We start from the raw sequence: 14,336 nt of genomic DNA, 5'->3' as shown, positions 1-14,336 counted from the left end.
AAATGAGTGACCCTAGTGTTGGGTCACTTTAATCATCAGTAAAAAGAAGCCTAAAACTAACGCAGAGGCGATTGAAATATACACAAACCCTTTTTTACCTTGCTTAATTGGTACACGATTGTGTTTTAAAAACAGGTACCATGCGACACACAGTACAATTGGCAACAAAAATAATATACGAAACATTTCCTAGCCTTTTTCAGTATTTACATACACTTTAAGCATAAATATGCAGAATTTAAAGTGATACTTTCATCTTGTTACACTTCCAATTGATCAATTTTTTGGTACAGTAAACCAGTTAACTATAGAGCACATGCTTTAATTTTAGCTACACTTAGTCTTGTATACTAAAAAGGTCCATTCCTAAAAGGTGGACATTTGTATAATTAATCATTCAAAGTGAAAATTATTAGTATATAATGTGTCCAAGAGTGAGACGGGCAAATTTCACTCTTAAATTATTAACTTGAATCATCTAGTAGGAGATGTATTTTATGATGGGTAAAACAGTTTCTTCTGAAGAAAACTCGAAACTAACAAAATGGCTTAAAACTAAACGCCACGAGAAAGGTCACACAATGCGTAGCCTTGCACAAGTTTTAGGTACGCCACACTCTTTCATTGGTAAAATTGAAAACCAAGAACGTCGTTTAGATGTTATTGAATTCATGCGTTATTGCGACGCTTTAGAAGTTGACCCATACGAAGGTCTTAATCTGCTAAAAGACGCTTAATTATTCATTACTAAAAGCGAAACGCCGCTTTTAAAGTAATATAAATAGTGCAAGGAAGCGCTATTTAAAGTCTCTCCCTTGCATCATCCTCTCTTTAATCACATACGTATCAGATTTGTTAATTGTTTTGGTGATAGTTGTTTTCTAACGCATAAAGCTTATGACGAATTAAGAATAAAAATACCAGTGATGGGATCACCATCAATGCAGTTAGCACAAAGAACATCGCCCAGTTTCCACCTAACCAGTCATCAATAACCACGCCGCTGTAGCTCGACAGTAAAGTTCTGCCTAAATTACCCAATGAAGCAAGTAGTGCATAGTGGGTCGCACTAAATGCTCTGTCGCATAACATTGATATAAACGCCACCATGGCTACCAGTGACCAAGCTTGGGTAAAACCATCAATAATAATAGCAAATGCATACAGACTCAGTTTGGGGCCTGCAATAGCGATCCAGGCAAAAGCTAAGTTTGAAGCTGCCATCGCAATACCGCTAATAAACAAGCCTTTTACAATGCCATAGCGTTGATTGAATAAGCTTCCTAAAAAAGTAAAAGCGATGGTGAGCACTGCAGTGCCCACTTTTGAGAAGGTCGCTATGTCACTATTTGAAAAGCCGACTTCTTTATAAAACACGATAGACATTCGCCCTAAAAAGGCTTCACCGATTTTAAATAAGAAAATAAAGGCCAATAATGCCAATGCTGTTTTTACGCCATTACGGGCAAAGAAGGTTCTGAAAGGATCAAAAACGGTTACAGCAAGCCATGCAATCACTTTAGCAAAGCGAGTCTGCGTACTACCAGCTAGCTTTTGTTGATAGGTTTGTTCAAGCTCAGCTTGAACAGCATCACGGTTTGATTCGGGTTCTTTTGCCCACAATACGCTGCTCATTAATAGCAGCATTACCACAGATAAGAAAAAGTAAACTTGTGGCCAATCAATTGAAGGGATGTCGGCCATATAAAATGGCAGGGCGCCTAATAGGGCGTAACCGCTCCACCAACCTGAAGTGGCCATTGCAGCTGCTGCGGTGGCTTTGTGGCTTTCGTTTTCGGCTAAAGTGTCGATACGAAATGCATCAATAGCAATATCTTGAGTCGCAGAAGCGATAGCAATAACTAAACACAGCGCGGCAGCAAACCAGAGGTTGGCCTTGATATCGAGCCCAGCAAGTGAAAAGGTGCCAATAAAAATCACTGACTGGCAAAGTAAAATCCAGCTACGGCGCTGGCCTAGCCAGTTAAATAAAACAGGTAACTTTACACGGTCAACGAGCGGTGACCATAAAAAGTTAATGCTATACGCACCAAACACTATGCCAAATAACCCGATCATACTGCGGCTTAAGCCTTCGTCTTTTAGCCAAGCCGACATGACAGAGCCAATCAATACCCAAGGAAAGCCACTGCTGATACCAAAGATGAATATATTGATTAAACGTTTATCTTTGAAGTACGAGAAATACTCTGAAATAGAAAGGGGTTTTGTCATAGTGTTGCCAGTTTAAGGGGCGTGCGCCCCTATTTATTATTGATTAGCGTCAAGCACTTTTACGTTTAAGATAACAACAGGATCTTTGGGTACAAAGCTGTAACCGATTTTTTCGTTAAAAGCGGTTTCGACACGCATGATTTTGTCTAGTGTGTCATAGCCATCCATGACCATACCGAATACGGCAAAGCCCCAGTCGCGACCAGGATTAAGATGATCGTTATCGTCCATATTAAAGAAAAACTGACGAGTACCTGAGTGAGGTTTACGGTCTTGATATGCCATTGCGATGCTATACATATCGTTTTTTAACCCGTTGCCACTTTCATTAAAAATAGGGTCACCTTCGTACAGACCATCATAGTCTTTATCGTAACCACCGCCTTGAATAACAAAATCACGTTCGTTGTCTTCATCACGTTCTACACGGTGAAACACACTACCTTGATAGCTACCGTCGGCAACGTAAGTTAGAAAGTTATTTACGGTTATTGGTGCGCGTGAACGATCCATTTCGACCACAATACTGCCAAGCGTAGTGACAATTTCTACGCGTGGAAACATATTATCTTTTTGAATAAATTTACCCTCAGTCGCTGCGAATGAACTGTGAGCAAAAAACAATATAAAACTAAGTAATAAAATACGCTTCATAGTTAACCTTCTAAATAGGCGATTAATTCTGGGTCAGATACAATGCGGGTAATTATTTGCTCAGTCAACTTATTAAGCTGACCTTCTACTTTTGCACGGTCATGGCTGAGTGGCCCTTCTAGGTTTGCATTACCACGGTATATCTTGCTGAAAGTGCTTGAATTTCTGATTACTCTTAAGCCTAATTCAATAGTTGCGTCACTTGTGTGAGTCATCATCTTTTCAGTAACAACTGCTTGTAGCTTATGAATATCTAATTCAAAGCGTGTTGTCGCCAAGTTTGAGATACTCGCCCCATTACGGCTTAACGCACTGTCTAGAGCGCTTTTCACTGAATCAGTTATACCTGGGCTGGCAAGCGTTTTAGTTTTATCTGATTCAATAATTTTTAGGGTCACGTTGTCGCCGCGTAAATCAATTACGCTAGTACTAACGCTAGTGCTAAGGTTTGAAATTTTGCCGCCTTGATAAACGGGGTTTAAAATTAATTGATTGGGTTGGTTGCTACATGCCGCAAGCGCAAGCACCGCACATAAAGGAAGTATTTTTTTCATTTAGTTAGCTCCATTAATTATTCTTTGTTGCACTTAGTACGACAAACTTTTTGTTAGACCCTAACAACTTACAATTGCCGAACATGCGTTTTAACTTTTCATGATAGTCTAGATGACGATTACCAATAATTCTTAATTCACCACCGTGCTTTAATGTGTGTTTTGCCTGTTTGAACATTTGCCAAGCAATATGATCAGTAACCGCTTGCGCTTGGTGGAATGGCGGATTACATAAAACGAGGTCAACACTGTTAGGTTGAAAATCGGTTAAGCAATCGTTTTGGACAAACTCACACTGCTCTAATTGCTCTGGTAGATTGTGAGCGACGTTTAATTTAGCTGATTCAACGGCCATAAACGACTCATCAACGAAGGTCACATGGGCTTTAGGGCAACGCTTTAAGGTCATTAAGCCAACAACACCATTACCACAGCCTAAATCAATGATGCTGCGAGCTTTACTTGTTTGTGGCAAATAGTTAAAGAAAAAGCGCGCGCCAATGTCTAATGAGTCTCGAGAAAATACATTGGCATGATTTTGAATTTCAAACTCACTTCCTTCAAGTGGCCAGTTAACAGGGAAGGGGGCAACTTTATTAAGACCACTGGTTTTACTGATAATTAAGCGGGACTTTTTAACCGCTAAGCTGGTTGATGTTTCACCGATATACTGACTAAAAGCCTTTATAGTTGAGTTGTGAATGTCTTTCGTTTTTCCAGCTGCAATAACATCAATGTCGGCAGGTAAAGCTGCACTGATTGCGGCAAGTTGATGCTGAAGATAGCCTAAATTGCGTGGCACTTTTAATATCACTAAATCAACCTGATTAGGTAATGCTGCTAATGAGTCCAGTTGCGTTAAAGAATCTGTTGATAACTCATTAGCTTGTAAATTATAGCGGGTAGCTTGATGACCAATATATGAGTCGTTAACTGAATAAACTGTTAACGTATTAAAGGCACAGGCTAAAGCGCCAAAACTGTCATTGAGTATCAGGATTGAGTTTGCATCTGGATAGTGCTCTTGTACATAATTGACAAGGTACTCATCGCCTGAGTCCCACGCTTGAAGACTGCGATTCTTTTGATCTAACGGAAAGCGTTCTAGGGTATAGGTGTTATCACCGAGCTGTGCTTGGGTGGTCATCATGATTTTACGAATGTATTAATGTATAGGTAAATTCTAACATGCAACAGCCAAACGCCAACCCTAATCATTTACCTGATGGGTTTTCTTACCAAGCTAATGCATTGAGTGCACAAAAAAGCCTCGAATTATTTTACTTTCTTCAGCAGCAGCTAAATTGGCAACAACCAACTATAAAAGTGTACGGAAAAAGCCATGTGATCCCACGTTTGCAATGCTTTATTGCTGATCAAAATGTAAGTTATGGCTACTCGGGTTCACAGTTAATCGTTGAGCCATGGCCGGAGGTGCTTGATGCTATGCGTGTACGCTTAACAAGAACTTTGCAGATACCATTCAATGCGCTTTTAGTTAATTTGTATCGAGATGGTCATGATTGTATGGGCTGGCATAGTGACGATGAGAAAGAACTTGGGGAGCAACCGACAATCGCTTCTGTATCACTAGGGGCCGAACGGATATTTAAAATAAAGCACAAACATAATAATGAACAACATAGCATTGTGCTGCAAAGTGGTAGCTGTTTAATCATGAATGGTTTTAGCCAGCGCGATTACCAGCATAGTTTGCCAAAGCAGCAAAGACTCAAACACCCTCGAATTAACCTTACCTTTCGTTCAATCATATAAAATCATTGGCAAAATGACTCATGCCCTTGATATAGTAGCTGCCAATTATTTTCTTATTAAAGGTCTATGACACATGTCAATGCAACAACAAATAGAGCAAAAGCTTGCTGCGGGTATCGAATGTAAACACCTGAATGTTGTCAATGAAAGCCATATGCATAGCCGTGGAACTGAATCGCATTTCAAAGTGGTGGTTGTGAGTGAAGAATTTGCGGGTAAACGTTTACTTGCCCGTCACCGTCAAATTAATGAGCTATTAAAAGATGAATTAGCAAACCATATTCATGCATTAGCGATTCACACATTTACTCCAGAAGAGTTCAGTGAACAACATGGACAGGCACCTGAATCACCAAAATGCTTAGGTGGCTCAAAGTTCGACTAAATTAGCAGGACAGCCACCTAAAGTTAGAAGGACAGTCACTCAAAGTTAGAAGGACAGTCATTCTAAGTTAGAAGGACAGTCACTCTAAACTGCTTGTCAATTGGGGTTTTAAGCTCGAAAGATTTAAGTGGGTCTGAAAAGTTTTACTGATCAGACCTGTATTTTAACTATTAGCCTTTAAACTAGCGCTAATTTTTATTGTGATAGATATAGGATGATCAATGGTCATTAAGCCGAAAATTCGTGGATTTATCTGCACTAACGCGCATCCAGTAGGGTGTGCTGAGCACGTACAAGAACAAATTAATTATGTGAAAGCGCAAGGACCACTGAGCAATGCACCTAAGAATGTATTAGTGATTGGTGCGTCTACAGGTTACGGCCTAGCATCACGTATCACGGCTGCATTTGGTGGCGGTGCTAAAACGTTAGGTATTTTCTTTGAAAAAGAAGGTAGCGAACGCAAAACGGGTTCTGCAGGTTGGTACAACACAGCAGCATTCCAAACAGCTGCTGAAGAAGCAGGTTTATGGTCTAAAAATATCAATGGTGATGCGTTTTCTAACGAAATCAAGCAAAAAGCAATTGATACTATCAAAGCTGATCTAGGTAAAATTGATTTAGTTATCTATAGCCTTGCGTCACCTCGTCGTACTGATCCAAATACAGGTGAGACTTACTCATCAACACTTAAGCCTATTGGCTCAGATATCACTACGAAGAACCTAAACACTTCAAAGCGTGTGATTGATGAAGTAACCGTTGAAGCAGCAAGCCAAGAAGACATCGACAATACAATTAAAGTAATGGGCGGTGAAGATTGGGAAATGTGGATTGACGCATTAAAAGAAGCGGATGTGCTCGCTGATAACTTCAAAACAACCGCTTACACCTATATCGGTAAAGAGTTAACGTGGCCAATTTACGGTCATGCGACAATTGGTAAAGCGAAAGAAGATCTTGACCGTGCAACACAAGCAATCAAAGAGTCTACAAAAGGCTTAAATGGCGAAGCGTATGTTTCTTCATTAAATGCGGTTGTGACACAAGCAAGCTCGGCAATTCCAATTATGCCTTTATATATCTCTGCTTTATTCAAAGTAATGAAAGCAGACGGTACTTACGAAGGTACCATTGAGCAAATTCATTCACTATTTACTGAAAACCTTTACGGTGAAACACCACGTTTTGACGAAGGTGGTCATTTATTCCAAAACTACAAAGAGTTAGAAGATGATGTTCAAGCTCGTGTACAACATGTTTGGGATACAGTGGATACAGATACAATTGACGAATTAACGGACTACGTGGGTTACCACAATGAATTTTTACGTTTATTCGGCTTTGGTATCGACAGCGTAGATTACGAGCAAGATGTGAATCCTGATGTTGCGATTTCACAATTAATCGATTAATTGCTAAACAAACTTGATTTTGTAAAGTCGCTTTTTTAAGCGACTTTTTTGTTTCTGGATGAAAATAAAACATCATCAATAGCACTTTGGTCTATATTGAATTTTATTCAAAAGGTTTTTGTAGTCTAAATAACCGTATCTGTCGTATAAATTTCATATTTGCTCTCGCATAGTCACCCTGATTGATGTTAAAATTCGGGCAATATATGTGAGGAGTTTACTGCGTTGCTTGTTTGGGGTGTTAAACAGGCTATTCTTTGATACTTAGAGTTTAACTTGAGCATATCAAATGGCGACGTGGTTGGTACGATTTTTCAGTTTCTTTCCGTTAATGTAATGCAAGTGCGTATGATCAACATAAAAAAAGGTCTGGATTTACCGATAGAGGGCGCACCTCAGCAAGTTATTCACGATGGTTCTGCCGTCAAACGTGTAGCTGTGCTAGGTGAAGAATATATTGGTATGCGTCCAACCATGCATGTTCGCGTGGATGACCAAGTCAAAAAAGGCCAGGTACTTTTTGAAGACAAAAAGAACCCAGGCGTCTTATTTACTGCACCAGCTTCTGGGGTAGTTAAAGAAATCAATCGTGGTGCTAAACGTGTGCTGCAATCTGTTGTTATTGAAGTTAATGGCAGTGAGCAAATCACCTTTGACTCTTTCAAGGCCGACGAGCTTTCGGGCTTAGACCGTGAAAAAGTTAAAGAAGTACTAGTTCAGTCAGGTCAATGGACAGCACTACGTGCTCGCCCATTCAGCAGAGTAGCTGCTTTGGATGCAAATCCTAGCTCTATCTTTGTAACGGCTATCGACACTAACCCGCTAGCTGCAGATCCTGCAGTAATCATTGCTGAGAACACTCAAGCATTTGAAGCTGGTTTAGCTGTGGTATCTCGTTTAACTGACGGCAAAGTATTTGTTTGTAAACAAGCTGGTAGCCAAGTGCCTAGTTCATCAATCCCTCAAGTAGAAGTACATGAGTTTGGTGGCAAGCATCCGGCAGGTCTTGTTGGTACACACATTCATAACTTAGACCCAGTTTCTGCAAGCAAGCAGGTTTGGCACTTAGGTTACCAAGACGTAATCGCGTTTGGTAATTTATTCCTAACAGGTGAAATCTTCACAGACCGTGTTGTTTCTCTTGCTGGTCCACGTGTTAAAAACCCACGCTTAGTGAAAACTCAGCTAGGTGCATCTTTAGATGATTTAGTTGCTGGTGAATTAGAAGACGGTGATAACCGTGTAATTTCTGGTTCTGTATTATCAGGCGCTATCTCTCAAGGTCCACACGCGTTCTTAGGTCGTTACCATGTTCAAGTATCTGTATTACTTGAAGGTCGCGAAAAAGAGCTATTCGGTTGGATCGCACCAGGTGCTAACAAGTTCTCAGTAACACGTACCTTCTTATCTCACCTTGCTCCTAGCCGTCTATTTAACATGACGACTTCAACAGGTGGTTCGAAGCGTGCCATGGTTCCAATTGGTAGCTATGAGCGTGTTATGCCTTTAGACATCCTACCTACACTATTATTACGTGACTTAATCGCACGTGATCTTGATGGTGCTATTTCGTTAGGTGCGCTAGAGCTTGATGAAGAAGATTTAGCATTATGTACCTTCGTTTGTCCAGGTAAATACGAGTACGGTTCAATCCTACGCGATTGCTTGACTACGATCGAGAAGGAAGGCTAGAGAGATGGGTTTAAAGAAATTTCTAGAAGATATTGAGCCGCATTTTGAACCGGGTGGTAAACACGAAAAATGGTATGCGCTTTACGAAGCTGCAGCGACTATTTTCTACACGCCAGGTTATGTAAATAAAGGCAAAACACACGTTCGCGATAACATCGACCTAAAACGTATGATGATTTTAGTGTGGATGGCGACGTTCCCTGCAATGTTCTTTGGTATGTTCAACATCGGTCATCAGGCCGCTGGTGCTTTAGCGCAAGGTTTTGAACTAGCAAACACATGGCAAGTTGGTCTGTTCCAATTATTCGGTGGTGAATTAACTGCTGACTCTGGTTGGGGCGCGAAAATGTTTTACGGTGCCTGCTTCTTCCTACCAATATACGCAGTAACATTTGCTGTGGGTGGTTTCTGGGAAGTACTATTTGCTTCAGTGCGTAAGCACGAAGTAAATGAAGGTTTCTTCGTAACATCTGTATTATTCGCACTAATCCTGCCTGCGACGATTCCTTTATGGCAAGTTGCACTAGGTATTACGTTTGGTGTTGTAATCGCTAAAGAAATCTTTGGTGGTACAGGTCGTAACTTCCTTAACCCTGCTCTTGCCGGTCGTGCGTTCTTATTCTTCGCATACCCAGCGCAAATTTCAGGTGACACAGTATGGACAGCAGTAGATTCATTCTCTGGTGCAACTATGCTTGGCCAAGCTGTTGTTGGTTCACTTGATTACAGCAACATGGAGCTATGGTGGAATGCGTTCTACGGTTTCATTCAAGGTTCTATGGGTGAGACGTCAACACTAGCACTATTAATCGGTGGTTTATTCCTAATTTACGTGCGTATCGCTTCATGGCGTATCGTACTAGGTGTATTCCTAGGTATGGTTGCAACGGCATTCTTACTAAATACAATTGGTTCAGAAACCAACGCTGTATTTGCTATGCCTTGGCACTGGCACTTAGTTCTTGGTGGTTTTGCATTTGGTATGTTCTTCATGGCAACAGACCCAGTATCTGCATCATTCACAGACAAAGGTAAGTTCGCTTACGGTGCGTTAATCGGCTTTATGGTTGTAATGATCCGTGTTGTTAACCCGGCATTCCCAGAAGGTATGATGCTAGCAATCTTATTTGCTAACTTATTTGCACCATTATTCGATCACTTTGTAGTGCAAGCTAATATCAAGCGGAGGTTGGCACGTAATGTCTAGTAATAACGAATCAATCGGCAAAACGCTAACCGTTGTTGTTGCACTATGTTTAGTGTGTGCAATCATCGTATCGTTTGCTTCAGTTCAGCTTCGTCCTTTACAGCAAGCTAACAAAACACAAGATATTCAACGCAATATCTTAGCGGCTGCAGGCATTGAAGTATCAGGTACTGTGTCAGATACCTTTAACTCAAAAATTGAAGCACGTGTTGTAGACATGAACACAGGTGAGTTTGTTGAAGGTGCTGATCCTAACTCATTTGACTTCGAGAAAACAAAATTCGACCAGGCTCGTAGCTTTGCGTTGAAAGCAGAAGGAATTAAAGACATCGCTGGTATTCAGCGAATGACAAAAAATTCACCTGTATATATTTCGAAGAAACCTGATGGTTCTACAGACGCAATCATTCTACCAATCCAAGGTTATGGCCTTTGGGGTGTAATGTACGGCTTCTTAGCGCTTGAAAGCGATGGTGAAACAGTTAAAAACATCAACTTCTTCAAGCACAACGAAACGCCAGGTCTAGGTGGTGAAATCCAAAATCCACAATGGACTGCTAAATGGCAAGGTAAAGAGTTACCAATCAATATCATGAAGAGCGGTGCGAAGAACGAACATCAAATCGATGGTCTTTCTGGTGCAACATTAACTTCAAACGGTGTTGATCACACAGTTGACTTCTGGACTGGCGAGCATGGCTTTGGTCCATTCCTTGCGAAAGTACGTGAAGGAGCGTTGAAATAATGGCTGATACTAAAGAAATGAAGTCGGTCCTATTTGGCCCGGTATTCGCAAATAACCCGATCGCATTACAAGTACTAGGTATTTGTTCTGCGCTAGCGGTAACATCAAGCTTAAAAAATGCACTAATCATGTCAATCGCATTGACACTAGTAACTGCGTTTTCTAGCTTGTTTATTTCGTCAATTCGTAACCACATCCCATCATCTGTACGTATCATCGTGCAAATGACGATCATCGCATCACTTGTAATCGTTGTTGACCAAGTACTGCAAGCATTCTCTTATGCAACTGCTAAAGAGCTTTCAGTATTCGTTGGTCTAATCATTACAAACTGTATCGTAATGGGTCGTGCTGAAGCATACGCAATGAAGTCACCACCGTTAATGTCTTTCTTAGATGGTATCGGTAACGGTTTAGGCTACTCAGTAGTACTACTAACTGTTGGTTTCATCCGTGAGTTATTCGGTAAAGGTTCACTATTCGGTGTTGATATTATTCCATTAGTTCAAAATGGTGGCTGGTATCAACCAATGGGTCTATTGATTTTACCACCGAGTGCATTCTTCATTATTGGTTTATTCATCTGGGTACTTCGTACCTTCAAGAAAGACCAAGTAGAAGCAAAAGCGTAAGGGGCGAGCAGTGGAACATTATATTAGTTTATTTGTAAAAGCGGTTTTCATTGAAAACTTAGCTTTAGCCTTCTTCCTAGGTATGTGTACTTTCCTTGCTGTATCAAAGAAAGTAACAACGTCAATCGGCCTAGGTGTGGCAGTTATCGTGGTACTAGGTATCTCAGTACCTGTAAATAACTTGGTTTATCACGCTGTTCTTGCACCTGGTGCATTAGAGTGGCTTGGCTACCCAGAAGCAGACCTTAGCTTCTTACGTTTCTTGACTTTCATCGGTGTTATTGCAGCACTTGTACAAATTCTTGAAATGGCATTAGATAAGTTCTTCCCTGCACTTTACAACGCGTTAGGTATCTTCTTACCACTGATCACAGTTAACTGTGCGATCTTCGGTGCGGTATCTTTCATGGTTGAGCGTAACTATAACTTCGGCGAGTCTGTTGTTTATGGTATCGGTTCAGGTGTGGGCTGGGCACTAGCAATTACTTTACTTGCTGGTATCCGTGAAAAAATGAAGTACTCAGACGTTCCTGATGGCTTACGTGGTTTAGGTATTACTTTCATCACTGTTGGTCTTATGGGTCTTGGCTTTATGTCATTCTCTGGTATTTCACTTTAATAGGTAGCGAGGATAAATCATGAATGAGATTTTCTTAGGCGTTGGTGTTTTCATCGCTATCGTTGTTATTTTAGTTTTAGTTATCATTGGTGCTAAATCTAAATTAGTAGCAAGCGGCGATATCATCATCGGAATTAATGGCGACCCAGAAAAAGCTATTAAAACATCTGCAGGTAGCAAGCTATTAGGCGCGCTAGCTGATTCAGGTATCTTCGTTTCATCTGCATGTGGTGGCGGTGGCTCTTGTGGTCAGTGTCGTGTACACATCAAAGAAGGTGGCGGCGATATCTTACCAACAGAACTTGATCACATCTCTAAAGGTGAAGCTCGTGAAGGCTGCCGTTTAGCGTGTCAGGTAAATGTTAAGAACGACATGGAAATTGAACTTGAAGAGTCAATTTTCGGTGTTAAGAAGTGGGACTGTACCGTTATCTCTAACGATAACAAGGCAACGTTCATCAAGGAACTTAAGTTACAAATTCCTGATGGCGAGTCAGTACCTTTCCGTGCCGGTGGTTATATTCAAATTGAAGCACCAGCTCACCACGTTAAGTACGCTGATTTCGATATTCCAGAAGAGTATCGTGGCGACTGGAACCACTTCGGTTTCTTCGATCTGGAGTCTAAAGTAGACGACGAAACAATTCGTGCATACTCAATGGCTAACTACCCAGAAGAAGAAGGCATCATCATGCTTAACGTGCGTATCGCTACGCCGCCGCCAAGAGACCTAAGCCTTCCATGTGGTAAAATGTCTTCGTACATTTGGTCATTAAAAGAAGGTGATAAAGTGACTATTTCTGGCCCATTCGGTGAGTTCTTCGCGAAAGACACTGATGCAGAAATGGTATTCGTAGGTGGTGGTGCAGGTATGGCACCAATGCGTTCACATATCTTTGACCAACTTAAGCGTTTAAAATCTAAGCGTAAGATGAGTTTCTGGTATGGTGCGCGTTCTAAGCGTGAAATGTTCTACGTAGAAGATTTCGACGGCTTAGCAGCAGAAAACGATAACTTTGTATGGCACACAGCACTGTCTGATCCACAACCAGAAGATAACTGGGAAGGTTACACAGGCTTCATCCATAACGTACTTTATGAAAACTACTTGAAAGATCATGAAGCGCCAGAAGATTGTGAGTTCTACATGTGTGGTCCTCCAATGATGAACGCGGCTGTTATCAACATGCTTAAAGATCTTGGTGTAGAAGACGAAAACATCTTATTAGATGACTTCGGTGGCTAACACCATACACAAAACAATAAGTTTTGGTTAGAATACAGGCCTCGTAGCACATAGTGTTACGAGGCTTTTTTATTTCTATACCTAACCCTGTGGTATCTAAAAGGTGAATGCTATGAATAGAGTGTTTTATCGCCAAGGCTTGATGGCCTTTTTTCTATTAACTATGACTTTACTCATGGCTGGCTGCAGCCAAGCTGATAAGGCTGAAGAGCTTTATTTTGAAGGTAAGACAATGGGCACCACTTATCATATTAAGGTGTTTGCAGAGTCTTCAAAGATTGCAGGTGTTGATTTACATCCTGAGATTAAGCAAGTGCTTAAAGATGTAAATCAATCTATGTCAACTTACATTCCCGATTCAGAAATTAACCAGTTCAACCAGTTACCAGCAGGGCAGGTAATGCCAATAAGCGCAGATTTTAGAAACGTGGTAGCTGAATCAATTCGCCTTGGCGAATCAACAAAAACGTTAGATGTGACTATGGGGCCACTTATTGACTTGTGGGGCTTTGGTCCAGATAAAAAGCCGACTAAACGCCCAAGCGATGAAGCTTTGGCTGCAATGGTTGCCAAAATTGGTGTTGATAAGCTTGAACTTACAGATGCTGGCCTGATGAAAACAATTGATGGTTTAGAGCTGTCGTTTTCTGCTACAGCAAAAGGCTATGGTATTGATAAAGTCGCAGGAGTGATTGAAAGCCATGGTTTCACTAATTATATGGTTGAGATTGGTGGTGAGCTTCGTGTGTCGGGTATTAAGCCAAACAATATTACTTGGAAAATAGCTATTGAACAGCCTGATGCTGAACCAGGCGTGCGTAAAGTACATAAAGTAATTGAGCCGGGTACTAATGGTATTGCGACATCGGGCGATTACCGAATTTTTTACGAAATGGATGGTGTAACCTATAGCCACTTAATTGACCCTGTAACAGGCATGCCGAGCCGTCATGATTTGGTATCAGTTACTGTTTTACACCCATCAGCGATGACTGCAGATGGCTTAGCGACGGCAATCACTGTGATGGGCATGGAAAAGGCGCAGAAATACGCCGAAGAGCACGATTTGCCAGTGTATTTAATTGGTAAGTCAGACAATGGCTTAGTAACTTATTCAAGCCCTGCATTTAAACCATATTTGTAGCAGGGCAAGAAGCAGTGCATACCCAAGCCATC

The 14,336-nt window shown here is 41.1% G+C and carries 16 protein-coding genes; 11 read left to right on the top strand and 5 right to left on the bottom strand.

Annotation, left to right across the window (positions count from 1 at the left end):
- Positions 1–12: 12 nt before the first annotated feature.
- Positions 13–186, bottom strand: a complete 174-nt coding sequence (locus AOG26_RS20850; protein WP_200907862.1) for a hypothetical protein — start codon at positions 184–186, stop codon at positions 13–15.
- Between the two features lie 311 nt (positions 187–497).
- Between AOG26_RS20850 and AOG26_RS09855 the strand changes: the two genes are divergently transcribed.
- Positions 498–737, top strand: a complete 240-nt coding sequence (locus AOG26_RS09855; RefSeq protein WP_054562310.1) for a helix-turn-helix domain-containing protein — start codon at positions 498–500, stop codon at positions 735–737.
- A 118-nt stretch (positions 738–855) separates the two neighbouring features.
- Here the strand turns inward: AOG26_RS09855 and AOG26_RS09850 are convergent, their stop codons facing one another.
- Genes AOG26_RS09850 through AOG26_RS09835 form a run of 4 tightly spaced genes read right to left on the bottom strand, consistent with a single transcriptional unit; the run spans position 856 to position 4,590 of the window.
- Positions 856–2,235: an AmpG family muropeptide MFS transporter gene (locus AOG26_RS09850; RefSeq protein ID WP_054562309.1), complete on the bottom strand. Its 1,380-nt coding sequence runs from the start codon at positions 2,233–2,235 to the stop codon at positions 856–858.
- A 36-nt stretch (positions 2,236–2,271) separates the two neighbouring features.
- Positions 2,272–2,889, bottom strand: a complete 618-nt coding sequence (locus AOG26_RS09845; RefSeq protein ID WP_054562308.1) for a peptidylprolyl isomerase — start codon at positions 2,887–2,889, stop codon at positions 2,272–2,274.
- Between the two features lie 2 nt (positions 2,890–2,891).
- Positions 2,892–3,443 carry a YajG family lipoprotein gene (locus tag AOG26_RS09840; RefSeq protein WP_054562307.1) on the bottom strand — a complete coding sequence of 184 codons (552 nt, stop codon included), beginning with the start codon at positions 3,441–3,443 and terminating at the stop codon, positions 2,892–2,894.
- 13 nt (positions 3,444–3,456) lie between these two features.
- Positions 3,457–4,590: a methyltransferase gene (locus tag AOG26_RS09835; RefSeq protein WP_054562349.1), complete on the bottom strand. Its 1,134-nt coding sequence runs from the start codon at positions 4,588–4,590 to the stop codon at positions 3,457–3,459.
- 41 nt (positions 4,591–4,631) lie between these two features.
- On the opposite strand from AOG26_RS09835, the gene AOG26_RS09830 reads away from it, so the two are divergent.
- The 10 genes from AOG26_RS09830 to AOG26_RS09785 all read left to right on the top strand — a co-directional run bounded on the left by AOG26_RS09830 (position 4,632) and on the right by AOG26_RS09785 (position 14,304).
- Complete coding sequence (locus AOG26_RS09830; RefSeq protein WP_054562306.1) at positions 4,632–5,219, top strand: alpha-ketoglutarate-dependent dioxygenase AlkB family protein; 588 nt, start codon at positions 4,632–4,634, stop codon at positions 5,217–5,219.
- Between the two features lie 73 nt (positions 5,220–5,292).
- On the top strand, positions 5,293–5,604 hold the full coding sequence (locus tag AOG26_RS09825; protein ID WP_054554277.1) for a BolA family protein: 312 nt from the start codon (positions 5,293–5,295) through the stop codon (positions 5,602–5,604).
- 221 nt (positions 5,605–5,825) lie between these two features.
- A complete protein-coding gene (fabV, locus tag AOG26_RS09820; RefSeq protein ID WP_054562305.1) occupies positions 5,826–7,019 on the top strand; it encodes an enoyl-ACP reductase FabV in 1,194 nt (397 codons plus the stop codon).
- A 348-nt stretch (positions 7,020–7,367) separates the two neighbouring features.
- Entirely contained in the window at positions 7,368–8,711 is a 1,344-nt protein-coding gene (locus AOG26_RS09815) for a Na(+)-translocating NADH-quinone reductase subunit A (RefSeq protein ID WP_054562348.1), read from the top strand.
- A 4-nt stretch (positions 8,712–8,715) separates the two neighbouring features.
- The gene (locus AOG26_RS09810) at positions 8,716–9,918 is read left to right on the top strand and encodes an NADH:ubiquinone reductase (Na(+)-transporting) subunit B (protein ID WP_054554279.1); all 1,203 of its coding nucleotides are present in this window, start codon (positions 8,716–8,718) and stop codon (positions 9,916–9,918) included.
- On the top strand, positions 9,911–10,663 hold the full coding sequence (locus AOG26_RS09805; protein WP_054562304.1) for a Na(+)-translocating NADH-quinone reductase subunit C: 753 nt from the start codon (positions 9,911–9,913) through the stop codon (positions 10,661–10,663). Before AOG26_RS09810 ends, AOG26_RS09805 begins: the two co-directional genes overlap by 8 nt.
- Entirely contained in the window at positions 10,663–11,295 is a 633-nt protein-coding gene (locus AOG26_RS09800; protein ID WP_054554281.1) for an NADH:ubiquinone reductase (Na(+)-transporting) subunit D, read from the top strand. Before AOG26_RS09805 ends, AOG26_RS09800 begins: the two co-directional genes overlap by 1 nt.
- Positions 11,296–11,305: 10 nt before the next feature.
- On the top strand, positions 11,306–11,914 hold the full coding sequence (gene nqrE / locus AOG26_RS09795) for an NADH:ubiquinone reductase (Na(+)-transporting) subunit E (protein ID WP_016708692.1): 609 nt from the start codon (positions 11,306–11,308) through the stop codon (positions 11,912–11,914).
- A 19-nt stretch (positions 11,915–11,933) separates the two neighbouring features.
- Positions 11,934–13,160 carry an NADH:ubiquinone reductase (Na(+)-transporting) subunit F gene (gene nqrF, locus AOG26_RS09790; protein WP_054562303.1) on the top strand — a complete coding sequence of 409 codons (1,227 nt, stop codon included), beginning with the start codon at positions 11,934–11,936 and terminating at the stop codon, positions 13,158–13,160.
- 112 nt (positions 13,161–13,272) lie between these two features.
- The gene (locus AOG26_RS09785; RefSeq protein ID WP_054562302.1) at positions 13,273–14,304 is read left to right on the top strand and encodes an FAD:protein FMN transferase; all 1,032 of its coding nucleotides are present in this window, start codon (positions 13,273–13,275) and stop codon (positions 14,302–14,304) included.
- The last annotated feature ends 32 nt before the right edge of the window (positions 14,305–14,336 follow it).

This window comes from Pseudoalteromonas sp. UCD-33C (assembly GCF_001306895.1).
GTDB lineage: Bacteria > Pseudomonadota > Gammaproteobacteria > Enterobacterales > Alteromonadaceae > Pseudoalteromonas.
The sequence above is the reverse complement of the archived record's forward strand: the minus strand, read 5'-3'. Positions and strand labels throughout refer to the sequence as shown.